The 26,231-nt window shown below is 61.4% G+C and carries 20 protein-coding genes and 1 tRNA gene; 18 read left to right on the top strand and 3 right to left on the bottom strand.

The genetic code is table 11. The annotated features are described in order from the left end of the window. Nucleotides 1-318 precede the first annotated feature (318 nt). Nucleotides 319-582 (bottom strand): 30S ribosomal protein S20, encoded by a 264-nt coding sequence (gene rpsT / locus DVU99_RS10450; protein WP_038616506.1) that lies wholly within the window; start codon nucleotides 580-582, stop codon nucleotides 319-321. A gap of 265 nt (nucleotides 583-847) precedes the next feature. Here rpsT and murJ point away from each other — a divergent pair, with 265 nt between their 5' ends. The 13 genes from murJ (at nucleotide 848) to DVU99_RS10375 (ending at nucleotide 17,777) form a co-directional block, all read left to right on the top strand. Beyond that, nucleotides 848-2,455, top strand: a complete 1,608-nt coding sequence (gene murJ / locus DVU99_RS10445) for a murein biosynthesis integral membrane protein MurJ (protein ID WP_114240145.1) — start codon at nucleotides 848-850, stop codon at nucleotides 2,453-2,455. A gap of 117 nt (nucleotides 2,456-2,572) precedes the next feature. Next, a complete protein-coding gene (locus tag DVU99_RS10440; RefSeq protein ID WP_114240144.1) occupies nucleotides 2,573-3,526 on the top strand; it encodes a bifunctional riboflavin kinase/FAD synthetase in 954 nt (317 codons plus the stop codon). A 112-nt stretch (nucleotides 3,527-3,638) separates the two neighbouring features. Continuing rightward, complete coding sequence (gene ileS, locus DVU99_RS10435; RefSeq protein WP_114240143.1) at nucleotides 3,639-6,506, top strand: isoleucine--tRNA ligase; 2,868 nt, start codon at nucleotides 3,639-3,641, stop codon at nucleotides 6,504-6,506. Nucleotides 6,507-6,685: 179 nt separating this feature from the next. Then, nucleotides 6,686-7,177, top strand: a complete 492-nt coding sequence (lspA, locus tag DVU99_RS10430; RefSeq protein ID WP_114240142.1) for a signal peptidase II — start codon at nucleotides 6,686-6,688, stop codon at nucleotides 7,175-7,177. Between the two features lie 79 nt (nucleotides 7,178-7,256). Continuing rightward, nucleotides 7,257-8,216 (top strand): 4-hydroxy-3-methylbut-2-enyl diphosphate reductase, encoded by a 960-nt coding sequence (gene ispH / locus DVU99_RS10425; protein WP_114240141.1) that lies wholly within the window; start codon nucleotides 7,257-7,259, stop codon nucleotides 8,214-8,216. Between the two features lie 53 nt (nucleotides 8,217-8,269). After that, nucleotides 8,270-8,345, top strand: a tRNA-Thr gene (locus DVU99_RS10420). A gap of 338 nt (nucleotides 8,346-8,683) precedes the next feature. Continuing rightward, nucleotides 8,684-9,910 (top strand): DUF262 domain-containing protein, encoded by a 1,227-nt coding sequence (locus DVU99_RS10415; RefSeq protein WP_114240140.1) that lies wholly within the window; start codon nucleotides 8,684-8,686, stop codon nucleotides 9,908-9,910. Next, nucleotides 9,910-10,689, top strand: a complete 780-nt coding sequence (locus DVU99_RS10410; protein ID WP_157971402.1) for a hypothetical protein — start codon at nucleotides 9,910-9,912, stop codon at nucleotides 10,687-10,689. Before DVU99_RS10415 ends, DVU99_RS10410 begins: the two co-directional genes overlap by 1 nt. Nucleotides 10,690-12,496: 1,807 nt before the next feature. Then, nucleotides 12,497-12,985 (top strand): hypothetical protein, encoded by a 489-nt coding sequence (locus DVU99_RS10395; protein WP_114240136.1) that lies wholly within the window; start codon nucleotides 12,497-12,499, stop codon nucleotides 12,983-12,985. Between the two features lie 278 nt (nucleotides 12,986-13,263). After that, nucleotides 13,264-13,947: a hypothetical protein gene (locus DVU99_RS10390; protein ID WP_157971401.1), complete on the top strand. Its 684-nt coding sequence runs from the start codon at nucleotides 13,264-13,266 to the stop codon at nucleotides 13,945-13,947. Between the two features lie 519 nt (nucleotides 13,948-14,466). Next, nucleotides 14,467-14,652, top strand: a complete 186-nt coding sequence (locus DVU99_RS10385) for a hypothetical protein (protein WP_114240134.1) — start codon at nucleotides 14,467-14,469, stop codon at nucleotides 14,650-14,652. Between the two features lie 408 nt (nucleotides 14,653-15,060). Beyond that, nucleotides 15,061-16,716 (top strand): P-type conjugative transfer protein TrbL, encoded by a 1,656-nt coding sequence (gene trbL / locus DVU99_RS10380; protein ID WP_114240133.1) that lies wholly within the window; start codon nucleotides 15,061-15,063, stop codon nucleotides 16,714-16,716. Nucleotides 16,717-16,916: 200 nt separating this feature from the next. After that, entirely contained in the window at nucleotides 16,917-17,777 is an 861-nt protein-coding gene (locus DVU99_RS10375) for a GIY-YIG nuclease family protein (RefSeq protein WP_114240132.1), read from the top strand. A gap of 94 nt (nucleotides 17,778-17,871) precedes the next feature. Here the strand turns inward: DVU99_RS10375 and DVU99_RS10370 are convergent, their stop codons facing one another. Together DVU99_RS10370 and DVU99_RS10365 are read right to left on the bottom strand one after the other, a co-directional pair. Continuing rightward, nucleotides 17,872-18,072 (bottom strand): hypothetical protein, encoded by a 201-nt coding sequence (locus DVU99_RS10370; RefSeq protein ID WP_114240131.1) that lies wholly within the window; start codon nucleotides 18,070-18,072, stop codon nucleotides 17,872-17,874. A 27-nt stretch (nucleotides 18,073-18,099) separates the two neighbouring features. Beyond that, nucleotides 18,100-19,095, bottom strand: a complete 996-nt coding sequence (locus DVU99_RS10365; RefSeq protein ID WP_232823551.1) for a site-specific integrase — start codon at nucleotides 19,093-19,095, stop codon at nucleotides 18,100-18,102. Between the two features lie 589 nt (nucleotides 19,096-19,684). On the opposite strand from DVU99_RS10365, the gene DVU99_RS10360 reads away from it, so the two are divergent. From DVU99_RS10360 to DVU99_RS10340, 5 genes are all read left to right on the top strand, one after another. Further along, nucleotides 19,685-20,269, top strand: coding sequence for a GspH/FimT family pseudopilin (locus DVU99_RS10360; RefSeq protein WP_232823550.1), 585 nt, complete (start codon nucleotides 19,685-19,687; stop codon nucleotides 20,267-20,269). Further along, the gene (gene pilV / locus DVU99_RS10355; protein WP_232823549.1) at nucleotides 20,266-20,826 is read left to right on the top strand and encodes a type IV pilus modification protein PilV; all 561 of its coding nucleotides are present in this window, start codon (nucleotides 20,266-20,268) and stop codon (nucleotides 20,824-20,826) included. The genes DVU99_RS10360 and pilV overlap by 4 nt, the downstream gene beginning before the upstream one ends. Next, the gene (locus tag DVU99_RS10350) at nucleotides 20,823-21,788 is read left to right on the top strand and encodes a prepilin-type N-terminal cleavage/methylation domain-containing protein (RefSeq protein WP_232823548.1); all 966 of its coding nucleotides are present in this window, start codon (nucleotides 20,823-20,825) and stop codon (nucleotides 21,786-21,788) included. The genes pilV and DVU99_RS10350 overlap by 4 nt, the downstream gene beginning before the upstream one ends. 25 nt (nucleotides 21,789-21,813) lie before the next feature. Continuing rightward, a complete protein-coding gene (locus DVU99_RS10345; RefSeq protein ID WP_198670261.1) occupies nucleotides 21,814-22,404 on the top strand; it encodes a PilX N-terminal domain-containing pilus assembly protein in 591 nt (196 codons plus the stop codon). Nucleotides 22,405-22,492: 88 nt separating this feature from the next. Next, entirely contained in the window at nucleotides 22,493-26,197 is a 3,705-nt protein-coding gene (locus DVU99_RS10340) for a pilus assembly protein (RefSeq protein ID WP_232823547.1), read from the top strand. Nucleotides 26,198-26,231 lie beyond the last annotated feature (34 nt).

The following is a 26,231-nucleotide window of genomic DNA, read 5'->3' as shown; positions in this document are numbered from 1 at the left end:
GGGGAGGGCAGGGTGAGGGGCGGGTGCTCGCCCGAATGTTTCAACAGGCCCGCTCTGGTCGCAGGGCATCGCGAGATTGTCCCCTCCCCCCAACCCTCTCCCCGGCGGGGAGAGGGAGGCGTAGGCCGCGCATAAGGAAAAAGCCGGCTTTCGCCGGCCCGCTCTTGCCCAAGCAACAAAAAAGCCGGTTTTCGCCGGCCGGCTCTTGCTCAAGCAACAAAAAAGCCGGCTTTCGCCGGCCGGCTCTTGCTCAAGCAACAAAAAAGCCGGCTTTCGCCGGCTTTTTCGCCAACCCGAGATGCAATACGCGGAGCTGGCTTACGCCAGCTCGCGGATCTTCGCGTTGAGGCGGCTCTTGTGACGAGCAGCCTTGTTCTTGTGGATCAGGCCGCGAGCGGCGTAGCGATCCATGACCGGCTGCGCGGCGGCAAACGCCTCGACAGCAGCAGCCTTGTCCTTGTTCTCGATGGCCTTGACGACCTTCTTGAGGGCGGTGCGCACCATGGAGCGGGCGCTGACGTTGCGCAGGCGGCGCTGCTCGGACTGGCGCGCGCGCTTCTTCGCGGACTTGATGTTGGCCAAGGTAGAACTCCGGGATAGCTGGGTTGGAAAAAGACGGCAATTATGCGGTGAATGCGCCGCAGCGTCAACCGCTTAGCCGAATGTCAAGGCATCAGGTCAGGTGCGAGGCCGTCTGGCGGGCACCCATCGGGGAAGCGGAAGCCCGCATTATGCCATGAAGAGGCCGTGATCTCGCCAACAAGCGCTGTCACACTATGCGCCTTTCGGCCGGGGAGGGGGATCTGCCCGGCATGCCGTCCCATTCGCAAAGGCGCCGTCGCATCGCATGAAGTCTCCCAGCATGTTCCGTGGGCTGCTGTCGTTCAGCAGCATGACCATGATTTCACGCGTGCTCGGACTGGTCCGGGACATGTCGATCAATGCGGTGTTCGGTGCCAATGCGGCCACCGACGCGTTCTGGGTGGCGTTCCGCATCCCCAACTTCATGCGTCGCCTGTTTGCCGAGGGCTCGTTCTCCACGGCCTTCGTGCCGGTCTTCACGGAAGTGAAGGAGAAGCGCAGCCATGAGGACCTCAAGCAGCTGATGTCGCGAGTCTCAGGCACGCTGGGCGGGGTGTTGCTGGTGATCACCGCCCTGGGCGTGATCTTCGCGCCTCAGGTGGCGGCGCTGTTCTCGCAGGGCGCGGCCGATACGCCGGAGAAGTTCGCGCTGACCACCGAGCTGCTGCGGCTGACCTTCCCGTTCCTGCTGTTCGTCTCGCTTACCGCACTGTGTGGTGGTGCGCTCAACAGCTTCCATCGATTCGCGCTGCCGGCGCTGACGCCGGTGATCCTCAACCTGTGCATGATCGCCGGTGCGCTGTGGCTGTCCCGCCACCTGCATCCGCCGATCATGGCGATGGGCTGGGCGATCCTCGCGGCCGGCATCCTGCAGCTGCTGTTCCAGTTGCCCTCGCTGAAGGGGCTGGACTTGCTCACCCTGCCGCGCTGGGGCTGGAGCCACCCGGACGTGCGCCGCATCCTCACGCTGATGGTGCCTACGCTGTTCGGCTCCTCCATCGCCCAGGTCAACCTGCTGCTGGACACGGTGATCGCGGCCTACCTGATGACTGGCTCGCAAAGCTGGCTGTCGCAGGCCGACCGCTTCCTGGAGTTGCCGCTGGGCCTGTTCGGCGTGGCGCTCGGCACGGTGATTCTGCCGTCGCTGTCGCGCCATCACGTCACCACCGATCGGGATGGCTTCTCCAAGGCGCTGGACTGGGGCCTGCGTACCACGCTGCTGATCGCGGTGCCGGCGATGTTCGCCCTGATGCTGCTGGCACGGCCGCTGGTGGCCACGCTGTTCCAGCACGGCCAGTTCACCCCGTTCGACACGCGCATGGCCACGCTCTCGATCACCGCGCTGAGCTTTGGCCTGCCGGCCTTCGCCCTGGTGAAGGTGGCGCTGCCGGCGTTCTATTCGCGCCAGGACACCAAGACCCCGGTGCGTGCCGGCGTCGCTTCGCTGGTGGCTAACATGGTGCTGAACGTGGTGTTCGTCGCCATGCTCTACCTGATGTGGGCCACGCCGGAACAGCGGCAGCTGCCCTGGATGGACGGCATCGCCGCCGTGCCGGGCCTGCACATGGCGCTGGGCATGGCCAGTGCGCTGGCCAGTTACCTCAACCTGGGCCTGCTCTGGCATTGGCTGAAGCGGGCCGGCGTGTACCAGCGGCAGCCCGGCTGGGCCCGCCACCTGCTGCGGCTGGTGGTGGCCTGCGCGGTGATGGTGGTGGTGCTGCTGGTGGGCATGTGGGTATGGCCGGACTGGACCACTGCCGACAACCGGACTCGCGTATGGCGGCTGGCCGTGCTGGTGCTGGCCGGCGGCGGCGCCTATGTGGCGACGCTGTTCGCGGCCGGATTCCGGTTGCGCGAGCTGCGCGGCGTGTAACCACGCCGTCCCTCGTAGGAGCGCACCCCTGAACTCGATTCAGGGGTGCGCTCCTACAACGGGAAGAACGGACTGGATCGGCACGGACCAGCCCCGTCCACCCGCTATACTCGGCGGATGATGAGACTTTCCAGGGATGTCGCCGGCCCCTGTCTGGCGCCCGGCGGCAGTGTGGTGGCCGTTGGTGCGTTCGACGGCCTGCATCGTGGTCACCAGGCCTTGCTCGCCGAAGTACGCGAGCGAGCGGCCGAACTCGACCTGACGCCGATCGTGGTGAGCTTCGAGCCGCTGCCCAGGGCGTTTTTCTCGCCCGAGCCGGTGCCGCGCCTGTCCAGCGTGCGCGAGAAGCTGCTCGGTTTCGATGCCGCCGGCATGAGTCACGCGCTGATGCTGCGCTTCAACCACACGCTCACCGCGATGTCCGCCGAGGATTTCGTGCGGCGCGTGCTGGTCGATCGGCTGGCGGCCCGCGAGGTGTGGGTGGGGGGCGACTTCCGCTTCGGCCACAAGCGTGGCGGCGACGTGGCCCTGCTGGAAAACATGGGTGCCAGCCACCATTTCGTGGCACGTACCATGCCTTCGGTGCTGCTGGACGGCACCCGCGTTTCGGCCACCCGCGTGCGCATGCTGCTGGCCGCCGGTGAATTCGCCGGTGCTGCGCCGCTGCTCGGGCGTCCGTTCGTGATCGAGGGCAAGGTGGAATACGGCAAGCAGCTGGGGCGCGAGCTGGGCTATCCCACCGCCAACATCCACCTGCGCGACCGCGCCAGCCCGGTGCACGGCATCTTCGCGGTGCGGGTGGGGCTGGGCGAGGGCGAATGCAGCTGGCCGGGCGTGGCCAGCCTCGGCGTTCGGCCCACGGTGAACGAAGTGCCCGAGCCGCTGCTCGAAGTCCATCTGTTTGATTTCGATGGCGACCTCTACGGCCAGCGCATGGCGGTGGAATTCGTGGCCAAGCTGCGCGACGAGCAGAAGTTCGACAACCTGGACGATTTGACCGTCCAGATGGCCAAGGACGCCCGCCAGGCCCGTGAATTGCTGGGCATGAATCCACGGCTCAGCGAGGCGTAGGCGCGGCAAATCCGGTAACGTTGGCGTTTCCGCCCAGTCCCTGGCGGCGCCACAGGCAACCTTACGGCGCCGGCAAGGCCGCGCCAGAACCCGATTAGAGCATCCCCAGGCAATGACCCAGGATTACAAGAACACCATCAACCTGCCGCAGACGGACTTCCCGATGCGCGGCGACCTGCCCAAGCGCGAGCCCAAGTGGCTGGCCGACTGGCAGCAGGTGGGCCGCTATGCGCAGATCCAGGAGCGCGCCGCCAACCGCGACCAGGTGTTCGTGCTGCACGATGGCCCGCCGTACGCGAATGGCGCCATCCACCTGGGCCACGCGGTCAACAAGGTGCTCAAGGACGTGGTGGTGAAGTCGCGCCTGCTGGCCGGTTACCGCGCGCCTTACGTGCCGGGCTGGGACTGCCACGGCCTGCCGATCGAAGTGGCGGTGGAGAAGAAGTTCGGCAAGGCGGGCGACAAGCTCGACGCCGCCGCCTTCCGCCAGAAGTGCCGCGAGTACGCACAGCAGCAGATCGACCTGCAGCGCACCGACTTCAAGCGCCTGGGCGTGCTGGGCGACTGGGAAAACCCCTATCGCACCATGGACTTCAAGTACGAAGCCGACATGGTGCGCGCGCTGGCCAGGATCGTCGCCAACGGCCATGTGGTGCGTGGCGCAAAGCCGGTGTACTGGTGCTTCGATTGCGGTTCGGCGCTGGCCGAGGCCGAGATCGAATACGCCGACAAGAGCTCGCCCGCGGTGGACGTCGCCTATGACGCCGTCGATCCCAAGGCGCTGGCGCAGAAGTTCGGCGTGGATGCGGGCGATGCCATCGTCGCCATCCCGATCTGGACCACCACGCCGTGGACGCTGCCGGAAAGCCTGGCGGTGTCGCTGGGCGGCGAGCTGGAATACGCGCTGATCGAAGGCCCGGCGCGCGACGGCCACCGCCTGCTGCTGGTGGTCGCCAGCGCGCTGGCGGATAAGGTGGCGCAGCGCTACGGCATCGAAGGCGAGCCGGCGGTGCTCGGCCACGTCGCCGGCCAGGCACTGGAAGGCGTGCTGCTGAAGCATCCGTTCTATGCACGCGAAGTGCCCGTGCTGATCGGCGACCACGTGTCCGCCGAAGACGGTACCGGCGCCGTGCACACCTCGCCCGACCACGGCGTGGAAGACTTCGTCGTCTCGCGCAAGTACGGCATCGAGACGCTCAACTACACCGAGGCGCGCGGCACCTACCGCGCCGATACGCCAGCCGCGCTCGACGGCACGGTCATCGCCGGCAAGCACCTGTGGAAGGCCAACGACGAGATCGTCGAGCTGCTGCGCCGCCGCGGCGTGCTGCTGGCCTTCGCCAAGATCGAGCACAGCTACCCGCATTGCTGGCGCCACAAGACGCCGGTGATCTTCCGCACCACGCCGCAGTGGTTCATCAGCATGGAGAAGGAAGGCCTGCGCCAGACCGCGCTGGATGCGATCAAGCAGGTGCGCTGGGTGCCGTCGTGGGGCGAGGAGCGCATCGCCGGCATGGTCGGCGACCGTCCCGACTGGTGCATCTCGCGCCAGCGTACCTGGGGCGTGCCGATCGCACTGTTCGTGCACAAGGCCACGCAGGAGCCGCACCCGGACAGCGTCGCGCTGATGGAGCAGGTGGCCAGGCGCATGGAGCAGGGCGGTATCGATGCGTGGTTCGCGCTCGATGCGGCCGAGCTGCTGGGAGACCAGGCCAAGGACTATGAAAAGGTCCTCGACGTGCTCGACGTGTGGTTCGATTCCGGCGTCAGCCATTTCGCCGTGGTCGGCCAGCGCCCCGAACTGCAGCAGGGCAAGGCGTCGAGCTACAAGGTGATGTACCTGGAAGGCTCGGATCAGCATCGCGGCTGGTTCCAGTCCTCGCTGCTCACCTCGTCGGCCATGTTCGCCAAAGCGCCGTACAACGACGTGCTCACCCATGGGTTCACCGTGGATGCGCAGGGCCGCAAGATGTCCAAGTCGCTGGGCAACGGCATCGAGCCGCAGGACATCATGAAGACGCTGGGCGCGGACATCCTGCGCCTGTGGATCTGCTCGACCGACTACCGCAACGAGATGTCGTTGTCGGACGAGATCCTCAAGCGCGTCTCCGATACCTATCGCCGCATCCGCAACACCGCGCGCTTCCTGCTCGGCAACCTCGACGGTTTCGATCCCACCAAGCATCTGGTGCCGGTGGAACAGAGCCTGTTGCTGGACCAGTGGGCGGTGCAGCAGGCGCATGACGTGCAGCAGGCGGTGGTGGCAGCGTATGACCGCTACGATTTCCCGGAGATCGTGCAGCGCGTGCAGAACTTCTGCACCAACGAACTGGGCGCGCTGTACCTGGACATCACCAAGGACCGCCTCTACACGATGCCGACCGACAGCCACGGTCGCCGCAGCGCGCAGAGCGCGATGTACCGCATCGCCGAGGCATTGGTGCGCTGGCTGGCGCCGGTGCTGAGCTTCACCGCCGAGGAGATCTGGCAGCACCTGCCGGGCGAGCGCAGCGAGAGCGTGCTGTTCGAAACCTGGTATGACGGCCTGGTGGCCACCCAGGGTTCGCCGGAACAGCGTCGCTACTGGTCCGACCTGCTGGCGATCCGCGAAACCGCTTCGCGCGTGCTCGAGGGCATGCGCAAGGGCGAGCAGATCGGCGCCTCGCTGGAAGCAAAGCTGGCGATCCATGCCGATCCGGCCATCGTGGCGCGTTACCAGCCCGCCGCGTCGGAGCTGCGTTTCTTCTTCATCACCTCCGACCTGCGCCTGGACCTGGCCGGTGGGCAGCCGGCCGATGCCGTGCTGACCGAACTGGAAGGCGCGGACGTATGGGTCTCGGCCACCGTCAGCGATGCCGCCAAGTGCGTGCGCTGCTGGCACCGCCGCGACGACGTAGGCACGCACGCGAACCATCCTGAACTGTGCGATCGCTGCATCAGCAACGTCGAGGGCCCGGGCGAGGATCGCCGCTGGTTCTAAGACAGCACCACACTTCTTCCTCTCCCCGTCGGGGAGAGGACCGAGGTGAGGGGCGGGTGCTCGCGACAGAGCCACAAAGACGCAGTCGCTCTATCTGCAACCCGCGACAAGATTGGCTCCTCGCCCCAACCCTCTCCCGGCTGGGTAGGGTAGGTAACGCTCGCTAGATTGATGACTCCATGAAACCCAAACCCAACGCCCTCAACTGGCTCCTGCTCTCCGCCGTCGTCATCGTCCTCGACCAGCTCAGCAAGTGGTGGGCGCTGACCGCCTTGCAGCCGGCCGGTGTGCCGCATCCGGTGATCCCGGGTTTCCTGAACTGGACACTGGCGTTCAATACTGGCGCCGCCTTCAGTTTCCTGGCCGACAGTGCGGGCTGGCAGCGCTGGTTCTTCGTGGTGCTGGCCGTGGTGATCAGCGGCGTGCTGGTGGGTTGGCTGGCCCGTACCGCGCGTGGGGACTGGAAGACGGCGCTGCCGCTGGGCCTGATCGTGGGCGGTGCGCTGGGCAACCTCATCGACCGCCTGCATGCGGCCCAGGTCACCGATTTCATCCAGGTGTATTACCGCGAGTGGAGCTACCCGGTGTTCAATCTCGCCGACTGCGGGATCACCGTGGGCGCGGTGATGCTGGTGGTATTCGGCCTGTTTGCGGGCAAGGCCAAGGCCTGAACGCCCGGTTTCGTGCCGTCACGCAGGCCATGCGATAATGCGCAGCCTGTCAGATGACCCGTCCGGGTCCGGAGCTTCCGTGGACATCCTGCTCGCCAACCCCCGTGGTTTCTGCGCCGGTGTGGATCGCGCCATCGCCATTGTCGAGCGTGCGCTCGAATCGTATGGCGCGCCGATCTACGTGCGTCACGAAGTCGTGCACAACCGCTACGTGGTGGACAAGCTGCGCGCCGATGGCGCGGTGTTCGTCGAGGAGCTGCACGAGGTGCCGGACGGCGCCACGGTGATCTTCAGCGCCCACGGCGTGTCCAAGGCCGTACGCGAGGAGGCCGAGCAGCGCGGCCTCAAGGTGTTCGACGCGACCTGTCCACTGGTGACCAAGGTGCACATGGAGGTAGCCCGCCTGGGCCGCACCGGCCGCAGCGTGGTGCTGATCGGGCACGAGGGCCATCCGGAAGTGGAAGGCACCATGGGCCAGTGGAACCGGGCCAACCGCGGCGAGATTCTGCTGGTGGAGTCGGTGGAAGACGTGAATGCGCTGGAGCCTGCATTCCCGCACGAGCTGTCCTACGTCACCCAGACCACGCTCTCGGTGGACGACACCAAGGCCATCATCGAGGCCTTGCGCGCCAAGTTCACCGACATCGAAGGCCCGCGCAAGGACGACATCTGCTACGCCACGCAGAACCGCCAGGACGCGGTGCGCCGCCTGGCCGACGCGGTGGACCTGATGCTGGTGGTCGGCTCGGTCAACAGCTCCAACTCCAACCGCTTGCGCGAGCTGGCGGAGAAGCAGGGCGTGCGCTCCTTCCTCATCGACGGCGCCGAACACATCGAGCGCAGCTGGCTGGACGGCGTCAAGCGCATCGGCCTCACCGCCGGCGCATCGGCGCCGGAGAAGCTGGTGCGCGACGTGATTGCCCGCCTGCAGTCTTGGGGCGCCGGCGAGGTGCGCGAGCTCGATGGCGAGCCCGAGACCATCACCTTCGCGTTGCCCAAGGAACTGCGCATCGCCGGCGTCACCTCGGCCTCGCTTTGAGCCCGGGACGTCTTGCGCGTCTTTCGTTCGCTCCGTAGAATTGCTGGTTCCTCGCCGGAATAGCTCAGTTGGTAGAGCGGCGCATTCGTAATGCGTAGGTCGCAGGTTCGACTCCTGTTTCCGGCACCAGTTTTTCCAATTAAAACAGCGCATTACACGTTGCAGTGTGATGCGCTGTTTTGCTTTGGGCGGCACAACTTCGCTGACCTGGTGTGGCAAATTTGTGGCACCGGCCGGCCGACTTGGTCCTGGCGCTGCAAACTCCGCAATGTCCTGCAAAGTCCCTGCGTCGTGCCGTACTTGTGCAGGCTCCGACCACCGGCCCGGCTCTAACGCTTCACCACTACACGCGGACTGGCAAACTGATCCTGGGCTCCATAGCTACTAACGGCTTGGCACAAGCCCGCAGGATGTCGTGATAGGGGAGCGGCGTACCATGCATATCCAAACAAGACTCGGAATCGAACATGACTGACGATCAGCGCGATGTGGCAGAAGAGATTGAGGAGTCGGAGGAGTTATCCGACGCTCAGGGTTCAGAATTGGCCCAATCTTCAGATGAAGAAGTCGACTCACAGATCGGCAGCCAGCCTTTCCGTGTTGTTTACCAGACCAACAACTTCCTATTGCCGCAGATTCGCGCCCTGATTGTCGATGGCGACGACGTAAACCTCCGTCCGGAGTATCAACGCCGCCTGCGTTGGACAAACATTCAAAAGTCGCTTCTGATTGAGTCGCTCCTGCTGAATGTGCCGGTGCCGCCAGTCTTCTTCTATGAGAACGACCTCGCCCGATACGAGGTAATGGATGGCCAGCAGCGGCTCAACGCGATCAAGGAGTTTCTGAACAACTCTTTCAAGCTCCGAGGCTTGCAGATCATCCCAACTCTCAACGGTCGCACGTATGAGCGGCTTCCACCCAAGGTCAAGAGGAGCCTTGATCGGGCCTCAATCTCTGCCATCGTCTTGCTGCAAGAGTCAAAGAGCAAACTCAAGAAGCCCGGCTCCGCGAAGTTATACGAACTGCGCCGCTTCGTGTTTGAGCGCCTGAACACAGGCGGCAGGAGGCTTAGCGCGCAGGAGATCCGTAACGCGATCTACGGCGGACACTTCAATGAACTGATCGTCGACCTTTCCCGCGATCAGACCTTTACTCGCATCTGGGGCATCCCGCCCTACATCGGAGCAGACCCGAGTGAGTACTATGAGGAGGAGGACCGTCAGAAGAATCCACTTTATCGAACTATGGGCGACTGCCAGCTCGTCCTCCGCTTCTTTGCCCTCGACAACGACGCGCACATTCAAGGCTCAATGAAGGCAATGCTGGATCGATGCATGGAGCGCAATATCGAATGTACGCCCGCGGAGGCTGTGGAGATGAAGGCTCGCTTTCTCTCGCGGCTCAACTTGGCAGACCACCTCTTTGACGGGCACCCGTTCTCCCTAGCGACGCCAGGGGCCGGCACAGCCTACCGACCGGTCGCGGGGATCTACGACGGCGTAATGGTGGCCCTCGACGAGCTTTGGGACAAGAAGGACGCACTAATCGCCCGCAAAGTGGATATTCAGTCCGCTTACAACAAGTTGGTCGAAGAAGAGCGCGCCAGTGGGTCGCTAACGGGGTCGGCAAATACGGCCACAGACATAAAAAATAGAATCGGCACCTTCCGCAAACTGTTTGGACAGTTTGCCTAATGCCCGCGGCCGATCTTGAAGGCCCCTTGACTGATTTCAGGGGCCGTACCAAGCAGATTCGGGAAATCATTAGCGTAGTCGAGGCGGCGAGCCGGAGTCCTGATGCGCTCAAATCGCATAGGACCGACGTCGATCTGAGCCAGGTCAACGTCAGTACCGGAAACACAGCCAACTCAATGGCCCTGATTTTTCTGGCATCTGGCTTCGAAGAGTTCGTTCGCGAGGAAGCTATCCAATGTGCCAATTACCTGATGGACAAGTATTTGGGAATGCCAGACGCGAGTCGGCACGCCATCAGAGACACATATTGGTTTGTTTCGCGAGAGCAGCTCAAATTCATGAAGTCCGTCTTGGTGAAGAGTGCTCCTGACCCTACGCTGATCGGACGGGTTAGATCGGCGCTAGATGCGCTGCAAGGCTTTGTTGTTAACGATGATCCAACCAAGCTTGCGAGCGCGACGTTTGGATATCACGCGAACAATTGCCGGCCTGACGTTGTGGCGGACATCTTCAAGAGGCTCGATATCAAAAAAATAAGAGAGCAGCTCGGCGAGAGCACCAAGTTGAAGAGCCATTTCGGCGTAACAAAGAAGGAAGACTGTGCTTCAAAGTTGTGGGCCAAGTGGAACGAGTTCTATGACAGGCGTAACGAGACCGTCCACTCTCTTGGTGGCAGCACTGGCTACGCCGTCGAGGTCGTCTTCGGATACATCGAACTATTTGAGTTGACGGCAGATGCCTTGAAGGGTGTTCTGACAAAGGCTTTAGCCACGTGGTGATTCGTAGACAACCTGGCTTGTCGGGGCGGCGAGTTAGGGAAAGCCGGCAATGAAATAGAAGGCAAGCTAAGAATTCCTGCATCAGCTGCATGACATAGCTCGACACTGCTGATACTTTAAGCTCAATGCGCTGAAGGTCACATTGCTTTGTGAGCTGCTGAAGTCGAGCCGAGCTCGCCCCTCGGAGATGGATTCGAAGCAATAGCCTGTTCAGTAGCCAACCGTCGAAAAGCGGAAGTAGACGGTTGGTAAGAAAGGATGCCGAGAGGCAATCGCCTGAAGAGTAAGTCGATCTATCCGCCGGTCAAAATGAGGCCGGGAAAATGGAGAAGATCGCCAGGAGAGCAGGGAAACGTGGGCCATAAGCCCGTCACCAATGCACTGCCCCGAGGTTGGCTAACCGCGAGGGCTTCGCGCTTGTAAGCCAGTGCGTTGTGACTGCCGCGTACTCATTGCCCTGTGCCAGAGCGATTTGGCACGGACAAAGAGGCCACGTCCCATGCAAGCCCTTCTGACCGTTGAGCAGCTTTCCAAATATATCCAAAAGTCCGTAGCCAGCATTCGCTGCGACGCGACGCGCAAACCTTATTCCCTTCCACCCATCTGCCGCTTGCCAGGCACAAAACGATTGCTTTGGCGCATGGAAGATGTCGAGAGTTGGTTGGCTGAGCACGTCGATGCCCCCGGCCGTTCTGACGTCGGGGATAACACGAGCATTAAGCGGCGGCGAGGCCGCCCTACCAAGGCCGAGCAAATGAAGCGGCTCCGTTCGCACGGAGAGCGCCAATGAGTCGGAGTGACGACATTGAACTGGATTATGACGATGGCTATCCAGCCGGATTCACAATGCTGGATAACCGGGATATCTGGCAGGAGAAGTGCCAGGACCTTCTGCTTCGACCAACCGCGCTAGGAGTCTGGGTGGCCATGGTCTCTCTGCCACGCAAGTGGCGATTTCGCGAGGAATGGCTGTGTCGAGAGCTCCATCTCGGGAGAGATGCACTCCGCAGGGCACTAAGGGAACTCGAAGCGTCCGGTAGATTAGAGCGACGCCAGCATCGAGGTTCCAATGGAGAGTTCACAGGCTGCCAGTGGTTCTTGCGGCGCGGTGGTATTGATGGTCGCGGCAGCAATCCGCGGAAGGATTTACCGCCGACTGAAAACCCGTCGACGGCTGGACCGTCGCCGGCAGATCCACCTCGCTTAGCAAGTACTGAAACAACATTAAAAACTGAAACTACTCCAACTACTGAAACAACAACCGCAACGAGACTCGTGCCTCCACCCTCGCTACCTACCAACGCCTTGGAGCAAGTAGTAGTTCTGGCAGAGAAATCGATCCAAGCGGGTCTAGCCTTGAGCATGGCTCAACGGGTGTTAGACGAACTCGAGTCTTCACTGAGGCCACCCACGGTTATTCGCAAGCCAGTGTCTTACGCGCGTACTTTATTTCAGCGAGCCCGTGCCGGAACGTTCGTGCCAGACGGAGCCTTGAAAGTCGAAAGAGAACGAAGCGAACAAATGCGCATCTCGGCCGCCCAGGCTGACCGGCTCAGAGATCGGAACGTGCGAACTGCAAGACACGCAGACCCAGCTTCTCGTGAGGTTGGGCTGAGATCCCTTGCTGAGATCGGGCAAAGGCTAGGATTTGCCCCGTCTGAATACGGAGGAAAACCTCTCAGTTAGCTTCGCGCCAACCTTGCCGTTAACGGCAAAGTCGGCGAGCACTGACCTTCGTACGTTCAGCAAGCCCACCCGGCGGTATGCTGGTGCTGCCAGGCAACCAACAAACTCACCGAGGGGTTTCATGGACTTTTCCCAAATTTCGATCGCTGTCGGAGCGCTGAAAACCGCGAAGGAGATCGGTCAAGCGGCTTTGGCGTTCAAGAATTTTAACGAAACCGCTGGTGCTATCGCTCAAATCAACGAGCAGTTGCTCAAAGCCCAAGACGGACTGTTCGCGCACAACAGTCAGCTCATGGAGCTTCAGCAGAAGTACTTCGAAGCCACAGAGGAACTGCGAAAACTGAAGGAAGCCCTGGCGCAGCGTGGTCGCTACTCGCTTTTCGAGATTTCCGACCGCGTTTTCGTCTATCGAGTGGATGGCTCTCCACAGAACCGCGGGACCGGCGCGCCAAGCAGTCCAGAGCCGCTGCATTACCTCTGCCAGCCTTGCTTCGACAAGGGTGCCAAGAGCGTGCTCCGAAAGAAGAACGAGTGGGGAGTCATTTCGTTGGAATGCCCCACTTGCAAAGAGGAGTTCCTCACCAACGATCGGGAGCCGCTCAACTACTAGGCGCTTCGCTTCCGTTAGGCGCGGGGAGCGTGGATTCTCGAAGGGCCAGTCGGGGACGACTTTGCCGTTAACGGCAAAGTTGGTGAGCACCGCGCCGAGATCACGCCACAAGGACTGGCAGTCGCGCCCTTGGTCGTATCGCACTTGGCTCATTACCCCCTCCTGGAGCACCCAGGCAGTTACCCTCGTCCAGTCAACTTTGCCGTTAACGGCAAAGTTGGTGAGCGCCAGCTCCGCGATCCACTGTGTGGACCGGCAGGCGGCGCCTCCACACACGGTTGGCTCTTTTTCCCGCCGCCTGCGGCACCGCGGTCACAAACATCGTCGTTCCCAAAGCAGACCTCTCGTCTCGCTACGAGCCTCATCGCCTGCTTTTAACGACCCGCCTTATTGCAGTCCAACACCTGAAAATAGTGGAACATAAAGGATGTCGGACATTTATACGCTATTACAACATTAGCTGTTGTTTTCATGGATATTACCTGTCGGACATATCAATGGTGGTTGTCCGACAGCGTCCGACGGGGGATTTAATGCCATACAAGTTAAGCGTCCGTATCCCTGATTATCTGAGTCATCAACTGGAAGCGGCGGTTGATGAGAGAGGAGTAATTGGGGCTAGAACAGACATCGTTTGTGAGGCGCTCGCCCAGTACTTCAAAGGCAATGCCGAGCGGGACTCTCGTGAGGAGATGGAAGCCCGTATAGCCGCCACCCTGACTCGCGTACTTAAGGATGTGATGCAGGGGCGCAATGAAGTCCAGCTCCTTACAGCCATGTTCGACTGTTATCTCCGGAGCTACTTCATGCATACGCCGCCCGTTCCGCGCGAGGCTGTGGACGCATCAGCGGCCTCTGCGGCGGCCCGGTACGACCGACTCATTCGCCAGATTCCGGAAATGATGCAAGGGGGAGGTGGCGCCTTGACGGAGTTTCAGCAGGCTCTCCACTCCAGCTCCTAATTACGGGTCCCGATTCGTGCTGCCAAAAAATTTCTGGTGCGCCGACTTTTCGACTTTGCCGTTAACGGCAAAGTCGGGGGCGATGTATCGACTGGAGCACCAACACCGACCTTTCCGACAACGGAAGGGTTGGAGAGGACTGGCATACGGGCAGCGGTGACTGGAAAGAGATCAGCGCAGCCGACTTTGCCGTTAACGGCAAACTCGGGGCGGTGTATCGACTGGATCGTCGACGCCAACCTTTCCGACAACGGAAAGATCGGAGAGCGGCGGCGTACGAGCTGAGGGATGGTGACTGGAAAGAGATCAGTGCAACCGACTTTGCCGTTAACGGCAAAGTTCGTGGATCGAGCCTTACCTGCCCGCGTCTCGATATCGGGGAATTTGGTTGTTCACTGGCGAAGCCGCCCCAAAAACCAATTAATATCATTGCAGAAAATATCTTACTGTCGCAGTATTAGTTGCCGTGTCGTATTACCTTGGCGTGATGTGGGAAATACCTTGCAAAGGAGGTGTCTTGTGGATATTGAAATTAATGACCCGGATACGGTCTTGTTGATTAACGACTACATTCGTTATTTGGGGCAGGTTGATGGGGTCAAAGGCTCCACTGACCAAGTGGCGGAATCCATGCTTCTTGGCTTCATCGACGAGCACACCCAGTTTCGCTGCTGGAGAAAATCGCAGACACAAGCTCGGTTGTAATCGCAACAAGTAATTTGAAGTACCTCACGTTCCCTGCCGAAGTTTAGTTTTTCAATAGCCTGGCGCTAGGCGGCGTCAAGCGGTGGCCTGCAGACCCGTTTATGGGGAAGGCATAGATCGGTGGAACGAGCCAGTTCTCTCTGCTCAAACAAGAGCAGCGACTCGCTCTCCATAGAAGGCCACTCTCATGAAATCCAGAGCTTTAGCTCTCATCATTGGCTTTACGCTAACTGTCTTGTTCGGATGCTCATCGCCGTCTCAACAAGCTCCAGAACAAGAGAATCCGCTATCGGATTTCCACGCTCCGCCGAAGCAATCGTCAAAATATAAGTCCAACGAATCGAGCTTCGACGTGTTGCGCCAAGCTACACATCCAGCCCCGGCAACTTCCGCTTCGGAGGTGGCCCGATGATCACCAAATTGTTTCCCAAGGTGCTGCATGCCCTGTTAGCAGCGATGCTCGTTTTCGGAATTGGCATGGGCGCCGCGTGGGCACAAGACGCCGGCACAGTTGCGCTGTCGGGCTTGCCCACAGCGGACGGCGTGCCCGATGTCAATAACTTCTTTGATGGAATTACAACGCAATACGTGGGTGAATCAACAAAGTGGATCGACGGCATTACTGGGGTTGCCAGTCGACTGCTCGGCTGGCTGTCGATCATCGGATTTGCGCTCGCCTTGCTTATGAACTACCTCAAAAATGCCGATAACTTTGCGTCATTGCCAGCGATCGTTGTTCGGCAGCTCATGGTGATCTCGTTCTTCTTTTGGACCGTGAAGAACGCGCCGCACGTGTTCGACATGATCACGAGTTACTTTCAAGAGGTGGGCCAGGCAGCTACACAGACCAAACCGCCAACCGCTTCGACGGTCGCGGCGGTCGGCATGGATTGTATGTTCCATATCCTTGAGTCTGTTGGAAAACTGAGTTGGTCGCAGGTGCCAACGGTCGGCTTGGTTTCGTTGCTAGTAGCACTAGCTTTGGTTCTTTGCTTTGTGGCTGCTGCGGCGATTCAGATGATCACGATCATCGAGGCCGCGATCATCATGGCGATCTCTCCGGCGATGCTAGCGTTCGGAGCGCTGTCGTATACACGCGACTTTGCAACGAAATCGCTGATGTTCGGCATTACGGTTGGCGTTAAGCTCCTCGTGCTGCACCTGGTCATTGCCATCGGCATGCACTTCGCTGAGCAGTGGTCGGATCTGCTGACGTATACGAAAGTTGGCCAGAACTTCTTCCCAAACTCCTTCTTCATTCTGGGCGGTGCCGCAGTATTTGCTTTGCTCTGTTGGAAGGTGCCGGCGCTGGCAAGCTCCATCGTGAGCGGAAGCCTCAACCTCGGTGCGGGTGATTTGCTTGGTGTAGCGGCGGCGGGCGGCGCAGCAGCGGCTGCGGGTGCCACATTGGGTGGCGCGGCCGGTGCTGCCGCAGGAAGCGCCTTGAAGGGCGCTACACAGGCTGTCGCTGCTGGCCAAGGGCTCGCAGCAGCCCAAGGCATGTCGGGCTGGAGGGGCTTGGGTGCAGGCCTCGGTCATGCCATGCGGGCGGCCGGCGCGGAAGCCGGTCAAGGCATGCGCGCCAAGGTCGGTTTGGATAAGCGGTCGGATAATGCGGTAGACCGCTTTGGCAAAGATGTCGGCAATCTCGGTACGCGCGCAGCGAATCGCTTGGATGCACAGGCTCAGGGAGTGCGAGAGGCCGGCGCCGGAGCCGCTCCACCAACCGCCCGCACTGCTCCGGGCTTCAACGGTGTTGGTGATCCCGTCGGCGGCGCATCGGGTGGTCACCCCAATCCGACCGCGGCACCTACGGCGGGAAATAACAGCGCTCTAGAAGGGGCGTCGTTGGGACCGCAGCCGGGCTCGGACCCGTCGGCGATATTTACGGTAACGCCGGCATCTGTGGCTGACATCAAGCCATTGCCGCTAAGCAGTAATCAGCACGCCGACGCCGGTGTCGGGCAAATCCAAGACGCAATCAGACGCGTCAAGCCACCGCAGTTACCGCATGACGGTGGCTCCATCGATGCGCCAGGTCTATCGCTTCATCACGACGAGTGACGAATACATTGTGACCCTTCGAAAGGCGGCTTTTTAGCCGCCTTTTTCCTGCGTAGCAGGAGTGGGCGCCAGTGCAGCTTAACTGCAGGGCCAGGGGACCTGACTCAGGGGTTTGGGCCCCCGGTGGGCCCAGGGGATAGGCGCCCGACATTTTGGTAGGGTTCGTACGTTCTGCGGGCCCATTACCAGGACGTACTGCTATGACCTTGCCCCTCCTTACCTTCAACCAGTTGCTAGACAAAGCCGGCATTCCCGCGGCCCAAACCCGGCTTGCCCGCCATCAGAGCAAGCGTGGCCCCACAGGCAAGTCGCCGGCTGATCTCTGGAATGCTGGGGATGGGGCGTTCGAGGTGTACCAGTCGTATCAGTCGGATGATGTGTTTGGCGACGCCACGTATGTGGCGTCCTTCGTGCCCATGCCCGGGGTGGGTACGCTGTTCCTGAGCCTCTATCGCATCGTGCGCAAAGGGATGGCGGAGGATGCGACGGTGATGTGCCCCGTCAATGGCCATTCGCTCATCGACCACCACTGGTACATGATGGAGCGCCTGGATGTGCTGGACGCGTACCGGGAGCGTCTCATCATCGAATGGGGTGGGGCTTATCAGCGGTGGGTGCAATACGCCCACCAGCAGGACAAGCCCATTCTTGAGATCCGCAAGATGGCTGCAGAAGTGGCCTACCCGGGCCACATCCACTTCGTCAGTACCATTGCGGCACTGGAGGAGGTGCCGAGCACGTGGAAGTCGAACCTTCAGAATGCGTGCGGGGTATATCTCCTAGTCTCGCTGAAGACGGGGCAGCACTACGTCGGTAGTGCCAATGGCGCGGGAGGCTTTTGGCAGCGGTGGACGGACTATGCCGCCGATGGCCACGGGGGCAATGAACTGATGAAACTCACCGCGGACGGTGACTACCAGGTGTCCATCCTGGAGGTGGCAGCATCCAGCGCTACCGAACAGGACATCCGTCGCCTGGAAGCGCTTTGGATGAAGAAACTGCGCAGCACGGCCATCGGGCTCAACAATCTGCCCGGCAAATCACGGGCTAGAAAAGGCTGATCGCATAGCTCATGAGGTGCAGGAAGTGCTTCACCTCATCGCGCAGGTAGTCCATGACCTCAGCATGTATGGGGTGATGCAGGCGGTGTGCCGACTAACCGACGGGATCTATTGGCTTGAGAATCTTGCGGCTGCCGTCTGGCGCTTCTTCGATGAGGTAGCCATCTTCGATGTAATGGATGTTCAGGCCGTTGGCCTTTGCCCGACGCACCGCTTCAGCCGCCGCGCGCTCACCAGCTGCCACAATCGCCGGAGTGTGGGAGGAGAGAAAATCAACGTTGTTCGACTGACTCATGCTGACCTCATGACACCGTTAGAAGGGCTACCCCATCCGTTTCGCTAGATCTGCTGCGTCCGGATGGTAGTACCGCAGAAGCATCCGTGTGTCACGGTGACCAGTAATCTTTGCCAGCTCGTGGAGTTGAAAACGCGAGGCCAGGCGGGAAGTAGCTTCATGCCTAAGGTCGTGAAATCGCAAGTCTCTCAGGAAACTGGGTTTTAGTTCGCGTCCGTGCTCCACGCATTCCACTTCGTATGCTTTTCGAGCTCGCTGTACGGCGCGCTCGAAAGCCTGAGTAATGCCATCTGGATGGACGGCAAAGACCGGGCCATTAAGAGAGGAGGGCACAGCCAGTGTCTTGCGCCGACGTGTTTCGCCCTCGCGATTCGGCAGCAATGCGGCAAACGCATCCACGGCGGCCTGGGACAGCGGTACGTCGCGGCTGTTGCCATTCTTCGTGTCGGGCAGATGCGCCACTCGTCGCTCCAAGTCGACGTTCTCCCAGCGCAACGTGGCGATCTCGCTACGCCGCATCGCCGTTTCTACTGCCAGCGTGATGATTGTGGGGAGCACACGCGACTCGCTGGCCCCGATGATGCGTGATAGCTCGTCTTGGGTGCGGCCACGTTGGCGGCCAGTGCTAGGGGGCGTCGCAACGCGCCGCGTGCGTGCATTGTTCGGCGTGGGCTTGCGCACTAGCTCCACGGGATTCGAGAGGCTCTCCATGCCCCACTCCTTCCGTGCCGTATTGAACAGATGCGAGAGGCGCGCCAAGCGTCGCAGGACAGTAGCCGGAGCAAGTCCATCAGCCAGCCAGGCGTCGCGTTGCTGCGCGACGTCGCCACTTCGGATGGTGGCCACCGTCCGCTTCGCCAAGGGCGTCTGCCGCCAAAGATGGAGTACGGATCTCTCCCTGATGGCGCCCTTCAAGGCCGGCATCACTTCCGTTTCGTAGCGGTCCAGAAGTGCCCCAAGCGTAGTGGCCTCAGCTTCGCTGCGATCGAGCCACACACCGCGGTTCATTTCGGACTCGATCATGGCAGCCCAGGCTTCAGCTTCCGCCTTGGTATCGAAGGTCTTGGTCTGGGACGGCCATCCGCGCCTGCGCACCTGCGCCTCCCACGAATACCGACCTCGCCGCCGATAAGTTGCCATGCTTAATGCCCTTGCCAAAGGTGTGGCAAAAGTGTGGCATCAAATCCGGTTAAATACACATGTTATTGATTATATTGAATGTGTTAACGCATTCGTAATGCGTAGGTCGCAGGTTCGACTCCTGTTTCCGGCACCATGCTTCACGAAAAAGCCTGCGCAAGCGGGCTTTTTTGTTGCCTGAAAGGCCAGGGGCGTGGCGTTTGAAAATGCGCCGTGGCGGCGTGGCGTTCGAACCTGCGGCCAAGCATCGATAAGTCCTTGCGTTTTCTGCATATTGTCAGGTTTGCGCAAACCACAACTCGTTGATTTTGAATCAAATCGATATTTGTTGCCCTTTTTCTTCGTGGATCGGCAAGTAATTGCCGTTCGTCAGTGGTTTTATACCGCTCATCGTCGTAAGACTTTTCTGATTACGGCAGGCTGACTAGATTCCCAGGCTCAAGGGGCCATGGGGAACAGGGCGATGCACGTCGTGCCGAAGGGCGGCCGTTGGCGAGATACGTACGCGGCCGGGAAGCAGGGTGGTTTCACCATCGTCGAGTTGATGGTCACGCTGGTCGTGGCCGCCATCCTTATTGGCATCGCGATACCCAGCTTCCGGAACATCATTCTTTCCAGCCGGCTCACCACGACCGCGAACCAGGTCGTGGACGCGATCAACACGGCCAAGGTCGAGGCCATCAAGCGCAACAACTTCGCCCAGCTCTGCAGCAACCTGGACTCGGCCAACAGCAGCGACACGCTGGGCACCCAATGCGGTGGCAATACCGGGCAGGTGGTGGCGTTGGGCGTGGATGCCAGTGGCAACGCACAGGCCGAGACCATCCAGGTCGGGCCTGTCGGCCTGGCCAGCCCGTTGCGGCTGTCGGGCAATTTCACCGCCTTGCGCTTCAACGGCCTGGGGCTTGCCGCACAAGCCGGAACCTCTTCGCCGTACAGCGGCCTGGTGGCGGACATCTGCACCGACAGTCTGGCCGCAGACAACCACCGCATGATTTACATCGCTACTGGTTCGGTTGTTCAAGTGCTTAAACAGTCAGGAACCTGCTCCTCATGAGTTTCGGCAAGGTCCATACCGACCCGCGTACCAAGGCGAGTGCCGCTTCTGTTGGCAGCGATGCGATGGCGCGTCGCAAGCGGAACGCCGTCGCGCAACGGCCACGACGGGCGCGGCGCGAACGCCAGCGCGGCGTCGGCATGATCGAGGTGCTGGTGGCGGTGCTGATCCTCGCCATTGCGTTCCTCGGCGTGGCCGCATTGCAGGCCACGGCGCTCGCGGCCAACAACAGTGCCATGGCCCGCAGCATGGCGACGATCGCCAGTTACTCGATCCTCGATGCCATGCGGGTGGATCAGGCGAGCGCGACCACGTCCGCTTACAACCAAACCGTCAAGGCCACCGCATGCAGCACCGATACCAGCACGCTGGCGAACAGCCAGTTGGGGCAGTGGTGCACCTTGCTGGGCAACACGCTGGGCGTGGCCGACACCACCACGGGAACGGTGGCCTGCCTGTCCAACGGTGACTGCACGGTGACCATCACGTTTACGGAGGTGCGCAAGGGCGCCAATGGCGACACCGCGCAGAGCGTGACGACGAGGGCCATGCTGTGAGCACGCGTCGCATGCGCGGTTTCACCCTGATCGAGTTGATGGTGGCCATGCTGCTCGGCCTGGTGGTGATCGGTGGCGTGGTGAGCATGTTCGCCACCAACCAGCAGATCTACCGTTCCAACAAGGCACTGGGCGACGTGCAGGACAACGCGCGAGTCGCCTTTGAAATGATGGCCCGCGACATCCGCACGGTAGGTCTCACCGGTTGCGGCAACTCGTCGCGTATCTCCAACGTGGTCAACAACAACACGGCCAGTGCCAACTGGTTTGCCGACTGGACCACGCCACTGATCGGCTATACGGCAAGCCAGACGGATCCCGCCGCCGGCTCTGGCCGCCTGGCCAATACCGAGTCGTTGATCCTTCGCGGCGCCGAAGGCTCCGGCGTGAGCGTCAAGAGCGACTCGGAGCCGGCCGCATCCATCGTCATCAATGAATCGAGCACCAACCTGCTCACCGGCGACCTGGTCGTGATCTGTGACCCCGACCACGCTGCCATCATGCAGTTGTCCAGCGTTGCCAACACCACGCTCAATCACGCCACGACCGGCACGCCCGGCAATTGCACGCTCGACCTGAGCTACCCCACGGTATGCGCCAGCACCAGCAGTTACGTGTATTCGTCCAATGCGCTGGTTGCCCGGCTCACGGCGTCCGACTGGTACGTGGCCACCAGCGCGGCCAACCCCAACGGGACATCGTTGTTCCGCAAGGCGCTGCAGCCGGGGGGCGGGGTGTCGGCCGTGGAAATGGTCAGCGACGTGACAGGCATGGCGCTGAAGTACCACCAGAGCGGCGGCACTTCGTTCGTCACCGCGGACGCGGTGACCGACTGGTCGCAGGTCGACGCGGTCCAGATCACCCTGACCATGATCAGCGTGGATCGCAGTGCCGCCGTCAACGGGGCGCCGATCTCCCGCACCTTTACTTCCACCACTACGCTACGCAATCGGGTGTTGTGACATGAATCGTTCATCCGGAATGACGATGGCATCGCGCGCACTTCGCCCGTGGGGCAGGGCGGGGCGGCAAGGGCAGCGCGGCATTGCGCTGGTGGTGGCCCTGATTCTGCTGATTGTCATCACCCTGGTCGGTTTCGCCGCCGTGCACGGCACGCTGATGCAACAGAGGATGGCGGCCAACCTCTCCGACCGGCAGATCGCCTTCCAGAACGCCGAGGCGGCCATGCGCGTGGCGCAGCAACGCATCGGCAGCTACACCTCGGATATCGCCCGCAACTGCCAGGCCGGCGGCGTAGTGTGCCCAGCCAATCCGTTCACCGCCACGACGCTGCCGGCGACCGCGATCATCCAGGTGCCTAGCGGTGCCGGCAGTGGCCTGTTTACCGCGGACGACTTGTCGACCGGCCAACCCCAGTACGTGATCGAGAACATGGGGAGCTGGCAGGACCCGAATTCGAGCACGGGCTACAACCAGAGCGCCAACGCGCACAACTACGGCGCACAGGGCCTGTCCACCACGGTCACCTATTACCGCATTACCGCACGCAGCGGTGATCCGAAGACGGCCGGTGGCCGAGCAGTGGTGACGCTGCAGGCCATGATCAAGCAGAGCTGAGCGTGCGCCGCATCAGTCATTCCCCCGATTCCAGCACCGCCTAAACGGGCTCATTCGCATGCACATGTCCAATCCACAGCACTCGACGATGGCACGATTCCTGGGGCGCCTGCTCTCCATCGGCCTGCTGGTGTGCATCCTCGGCGTGCTCAGCGAACCGTCGCACGCGGCAGGCACCAAGGTGACGGTGGATACCTCGCCCCTGATCCAGCAGCCGTCGGTGCCGCCGAACATCGTGCTGATGCTTGACGACTCCGGCTCGATGGCGTGGAACTTCATGCCGGACATCTGCTACCTCAACGGCGTGACCTGCGGAACGGACAAGAACGGCAACCCGACCAGCCTCAGCAAGGCGCCCACGAACAGCGCCCTGATCAATGCAGCGAACAACGGCGTCTATTACAACCCCGCTGTTACATACAGCGCCCCACCCAAGGCCGATGGCACCTTCTATAACGTATCGACCACCTTGACCAGCGCGGTCGTCGATGGTTTCACCAATATCGGGACGACGGTTGACCTGACCCAGTACGCGTTGGATTCGAGTTGTAGCTCGAGTTCACCCTATACCTGCACCGCGAATTACGAATCCTGGTCCAGTGGCGGCAACAATGGCACGAAGGCCAGCAATATCGCCTTCTCGCACGTCATCAGCAGCGGTTCGAAGAAGTACTACTACTTCCAGTTCAGCGTAGGAGCTGCGACCAGCACCTCACCCGCGATCTACTATGTGGCTTCCACTGCGCAGGGGTGTGTCAGTGTCCCTTCGACCGCTACCTGCGTCACCGAGACGGATATCTCCGGCAAGGCTGCGCCCAGCGGAGTGGCGGCGGGCACCAACATCGCGAACTGGTTCACCTACTACCGTACGCGCATCCTGATGGCCAAGAGCGGCTTGATGACGGCGTTCTCGTCGCTCAACGCGAACTACCGCGTCGGCTTCGGCTCCATCGACGGCGGCAACGGCAATGGCAACAGCAACTATGTGAACCTTCCCGGTGGAGGATCCCCTCCCAGCGCGGCGAGCGGTGCCGACTCGAAGTTGTATCCCTATACCGACACCTATAACAAGGGAACGAACTGGATTGCACTGGTTCAGCCCTTCGGTGACGGCACCAAGTCCACCGACCAGAAAACGGCCTTCTGGACCTGGGTCTCCAACGTCAAGGCATCGGGCGGTACCCCGCTGCGCCAGGCCTTGAATGCCGTTGGCACCTACTACATGCAGGACCAACCCTGGTCGACCATGTCGACCGATCCGAATCCCACCAACACCACGGAGCTTGCCTGCCGGCAGGCCTACACGATTCTCACCACTGACGGTTTCTGGAATGAAACCAATTCCCCCGGCGCGGGCAATTTCGACGGAACCAGTGCGACCACCGCGATAACGGGACCAAACCAGCAAAGCTACACCTATACGGCGGTGGCGCCTTATAGCGATAGCCAGTCCGATACGCTGGCCGACGTCGCCATGAAGTATTGGGCTACCGACCTTCGTGGCAATACGGCCAACGAGGTGCCGATCAATGGGGAGGATGCCGCTTTCTGGCAGCACATGGTGACCTTCACCATGGGCCTGGGCTTCACGCCGACCAACATCAAGCCATCGGGTACGACGGTCGATCAGATCTTCAGTTGGGCCAACAATCCCAAGAATCCCCCATCCTGGGCGGGAAGCTTCAGCTGGCCCGTCCCTTCGAGCGACAGCATCAACAATATCGCCGACCTGGCGCATGCGGCCGTCAACGGCCACGGTGGCTTCTATTCGGCGACCAGTCCAACGAGCTTTTCCAATGGACTGGCCGATGCGCTGCAACGAGCGACGGCGCGCAATGGTTCCGGCTCCAGCCTTGCGGCCAACTCCACGCAGCTGCAGAGTGGCACCTACGCCTACCAGGCCAGCTATTACACGTCCAAATGGACGGGTGACCTGATGGCCTACCAGATCGACTCCACCACGGGTGCCATCGCGACGGCGCCGGACTGGAAGGCGTCGGCGAAGCTACCGGCGGCGGCCAGCCGCAACATCTACACCTACAACACGAGTGCAGGCACCTACCTGGCGTTCTCGATGAGCGGAAGCGCGCTGCCGGCATTGTCGACGGCGCAGCTGACCGCACTTGGCGGCACGACAGCAGCGCAAACCAGCATGATCAACTATCTGCGCGGCGACCAGACCAACGAGCAGAGTCAGACGTCGGGCATCTATCGCACACGCGAGTCACTGATAGGCGACATCGTCAACTCCCAGCCGGTTTATGTGGGGGCTCCGGTGGCCAACCAGTTCCTTGGCGAAAGCAGCCTCACTGGCGTGAGCGCGTACGCGGCTTACGCCAACGCCAAGAGCAGCCGCACAGGCACCATCTACGTCGCGGCCAACGATGGCTTTCTGCACGCCTTCAATGCCTCCAGTGGCGCCGAGACCTATGCCTATCTCCCCGGTGCAGTCATTGCCAATGGCAGTGCCGGCGGCATTTCGGACTTGAGCAAGCCCAGCTACGGTGCCGACAGCCTGCCGCACCAATATTTCAATGACGGCGAAGTGGCCGTTGCCGATGTCTACATGAACAACGCCTGGAAGACCGTATTGGTGGGTACGACGGGGCGCGGATTGGCCAAGGCCGTATACGCGCTCGATGTCACGGACCCCGCCAACATCCAGTTTCTCTGGGAGCGCTCCGCCACGGATGGCGCCAAGGACGGCAACAGCCAGTACATCGGCCAGATGACCGGCAAGCCGGTGATCGCGCAGACCGGCAGCGGCACCTGGTCCGTACTGATCGGCAATGGCTACAACAGCGCCGCGGGCAAGGCGGCCTTGCTGCAGTTCGCATTGGCCGACGGCACGCTGAGCGCCTATGCCACCACGGACTCCACCGGGCTGGCTGCGCCTGGCGTATGGATCGGCTCGCCGACGACGGGCGTGAGCACCGTCGCCTATGCCGGCGATCTCGATGGCCACGTGTGGTCGTTCGACCTGAGCAGCTCCGGCAGTTCGGGCACGCTGCTGTTCACGGCCACCGACGCCAGCAAGAATCCGCAGCCGATCACGGCCGGCATCCTGGTCGGCAAGAACCCTCAGACCAACGATGTGTGGTTGTTCTTCGGTACCGGCAAATACCTGACCACGGCCGATCTTTCCGACGCCAGCGTGCAGACCTGGTACGGCCTGATCGCGACGGCGGCTTCGGCGGGCAGCACGGCCATCACGGCGCAGACCGACCAGACGCGCAACAAGCTGGTGCAGCGCTACATCACCGCGGAGACGGGAAGCACCGCCACCACCTCGGCCGGCCGTACCGTTACCACGGCGGCGCAGGCAGCGTCGATGACCGGACTATCCGGTTGGTACATGGATCTGCAGCAGCCGGTGGCCTCCACCGATGCCAACGGCAACGCGAAGACGACCTACAACAACCAGGGCGAGCGTATGGTGACGCCCAACCAGTTCCAGGGAAGCTATCTGCTGGGCACCACCCGCATTCCCAATTCCAGCGACCCGTGCAATCCGTCCGGCTCTGGCTGGGTGATGGCGGTGGATCCGTTCACTGGCACCAATCCGCAGTCGAACTTCTTCGACCTCAACCACGATGGCAAGGTGAACGCGTCGGACAGCATCAATGGGACGCCGTCGGCGGGCATTGCCTTCACGTCGCTGCCGAACAACCCGATCTTCACGGGCGGTTCGATGTTGATGAGCTTCGACAACGGCACCACCGGCAGCATCCAGACTGCTGGCGGCGGCAACACCATGACTCGCGTTTCCTGGCGCGAACTGATCGCACAATGAAAGGGGCCCCGATGAACATGCAGGCGATCACGAC

Origin of the sequence: Dyella sp. C9 (assembly GCF_003332825.1) — a bacterium.
GTDB lineage: Bacteria > Pseudomonadota > Gammaproteobacteria > Xanthomonadales > Rhodanobacteraceae > Dyella.
Note: the sequence above shows the minus strand (reverse complement) of the source record. Positions and strands in the feature narration are given on the sequence as shown.

What these genes read in the sequence shown, in the direction of transcription:
- DVU99_RS10370 (WP_114240131.1), bottom strand. Translation starts at nt 18,072, where the DNA reads ATGAGTCAGTCGAACAACGTTGATTTTCTCTCCTCCCACACTCCGGCG.
- DVU99_RS10415 (WP_114240140.1), top strand. Translation starts at nt 8,684, where the DNA reads ATGACTGACGATCAGCGCGATGTGGCAGAAGAGATTGAGGAGTCGGAG.
- DVU99_RS10340 (WP_232823547.1), top strand. Translation starts at nt 22,493, where the DNA reads ATGGCACGATTCCTGGGGCGCCTGCTCTCCATCGGCCTGCTGGTGTGC.
- DVU99_RS10345 (WP_198670261.1), top strand. Translation starts at nt 21,814, where the DNA reads ATGGCATCGCGCGCACTTCGCCCGTGGGGCAGGGCGGGGCGGCAAGGG.
- ileS (WP_114240143.1), top strand. Translation starts at nt 3,639, where the DNA reads ATGACCCAGGATTACAAGAACACCATCAACCTGCCGCAGACGGACTTC.
- trbL (WP_114240133.1), top strand. Translation starts at nt 15,061, where the DNA reads ATGATCACCAAATTGTTTCCCAAGGTGCTGCATGCCCTGTTAGCAGCG.
- DVU99_RS10395 (WP_114240136.1), top strand. Translation starts at nt 12,497, where the DNA reads ATGGACTTTTCCCAAATTTCGATCGCTGTCGGAGCGCTGAAAACCGCG.
- pilV (WP_232823549.1), top strand. Translation starts at nt 20,266, where the DNA reads ATGAGTTTCGGCAAGGTCCATACCGACCCGCGTACCAAGGCGAGTGCC.
- DVU99_RS10410 (WP_157971402.1), top strand. Translation starts at nt 9,910, where the DNA reads ATGCCCGCGGCCGATCTTGAAGGCCCCTTGACTGATTTCAGGGGCCGT.
- lspA (WP_114240142.1), top strand. Translation starts at nt 6,686, where the DNA reads ATGAAACCCAAACCCAACGCCCTCAACTGGCTCCTGCTCTCCGCCGTC.
- DVU99_RS10365 (WP_232823551.1), bottom strand. Translation starts at nt 19,095, where the DNA reads ATGATCGAGTCCGAAATGAACCGCGGTGTGTGGCTCGATCGCAGCGAA.
- DVU99_RS10440 (WP_114240144.1), top strand. Translation starts at nt 2,573, where the DNA reads ATGATGAGACTTTCCAGGGATGTCGCCGGCCCCTGTCTGGCGCCCGGC.
- murJ (WP_114240145.1), top strand. Translation starts at nt 848, where the DNA reads ATGAAGTCTCCCAGCATGTTCCGTGGGCTGCTGTCGTTCAGCAGCATG.
- DVU99_RS10375 (WP_114240132.1), top strand. Translation starts at nt 16,917, where the DNA reads ATGACCTTGCCCCTCCTTACCTTCAACCAGTTGCTAGACAAAGCCGGC.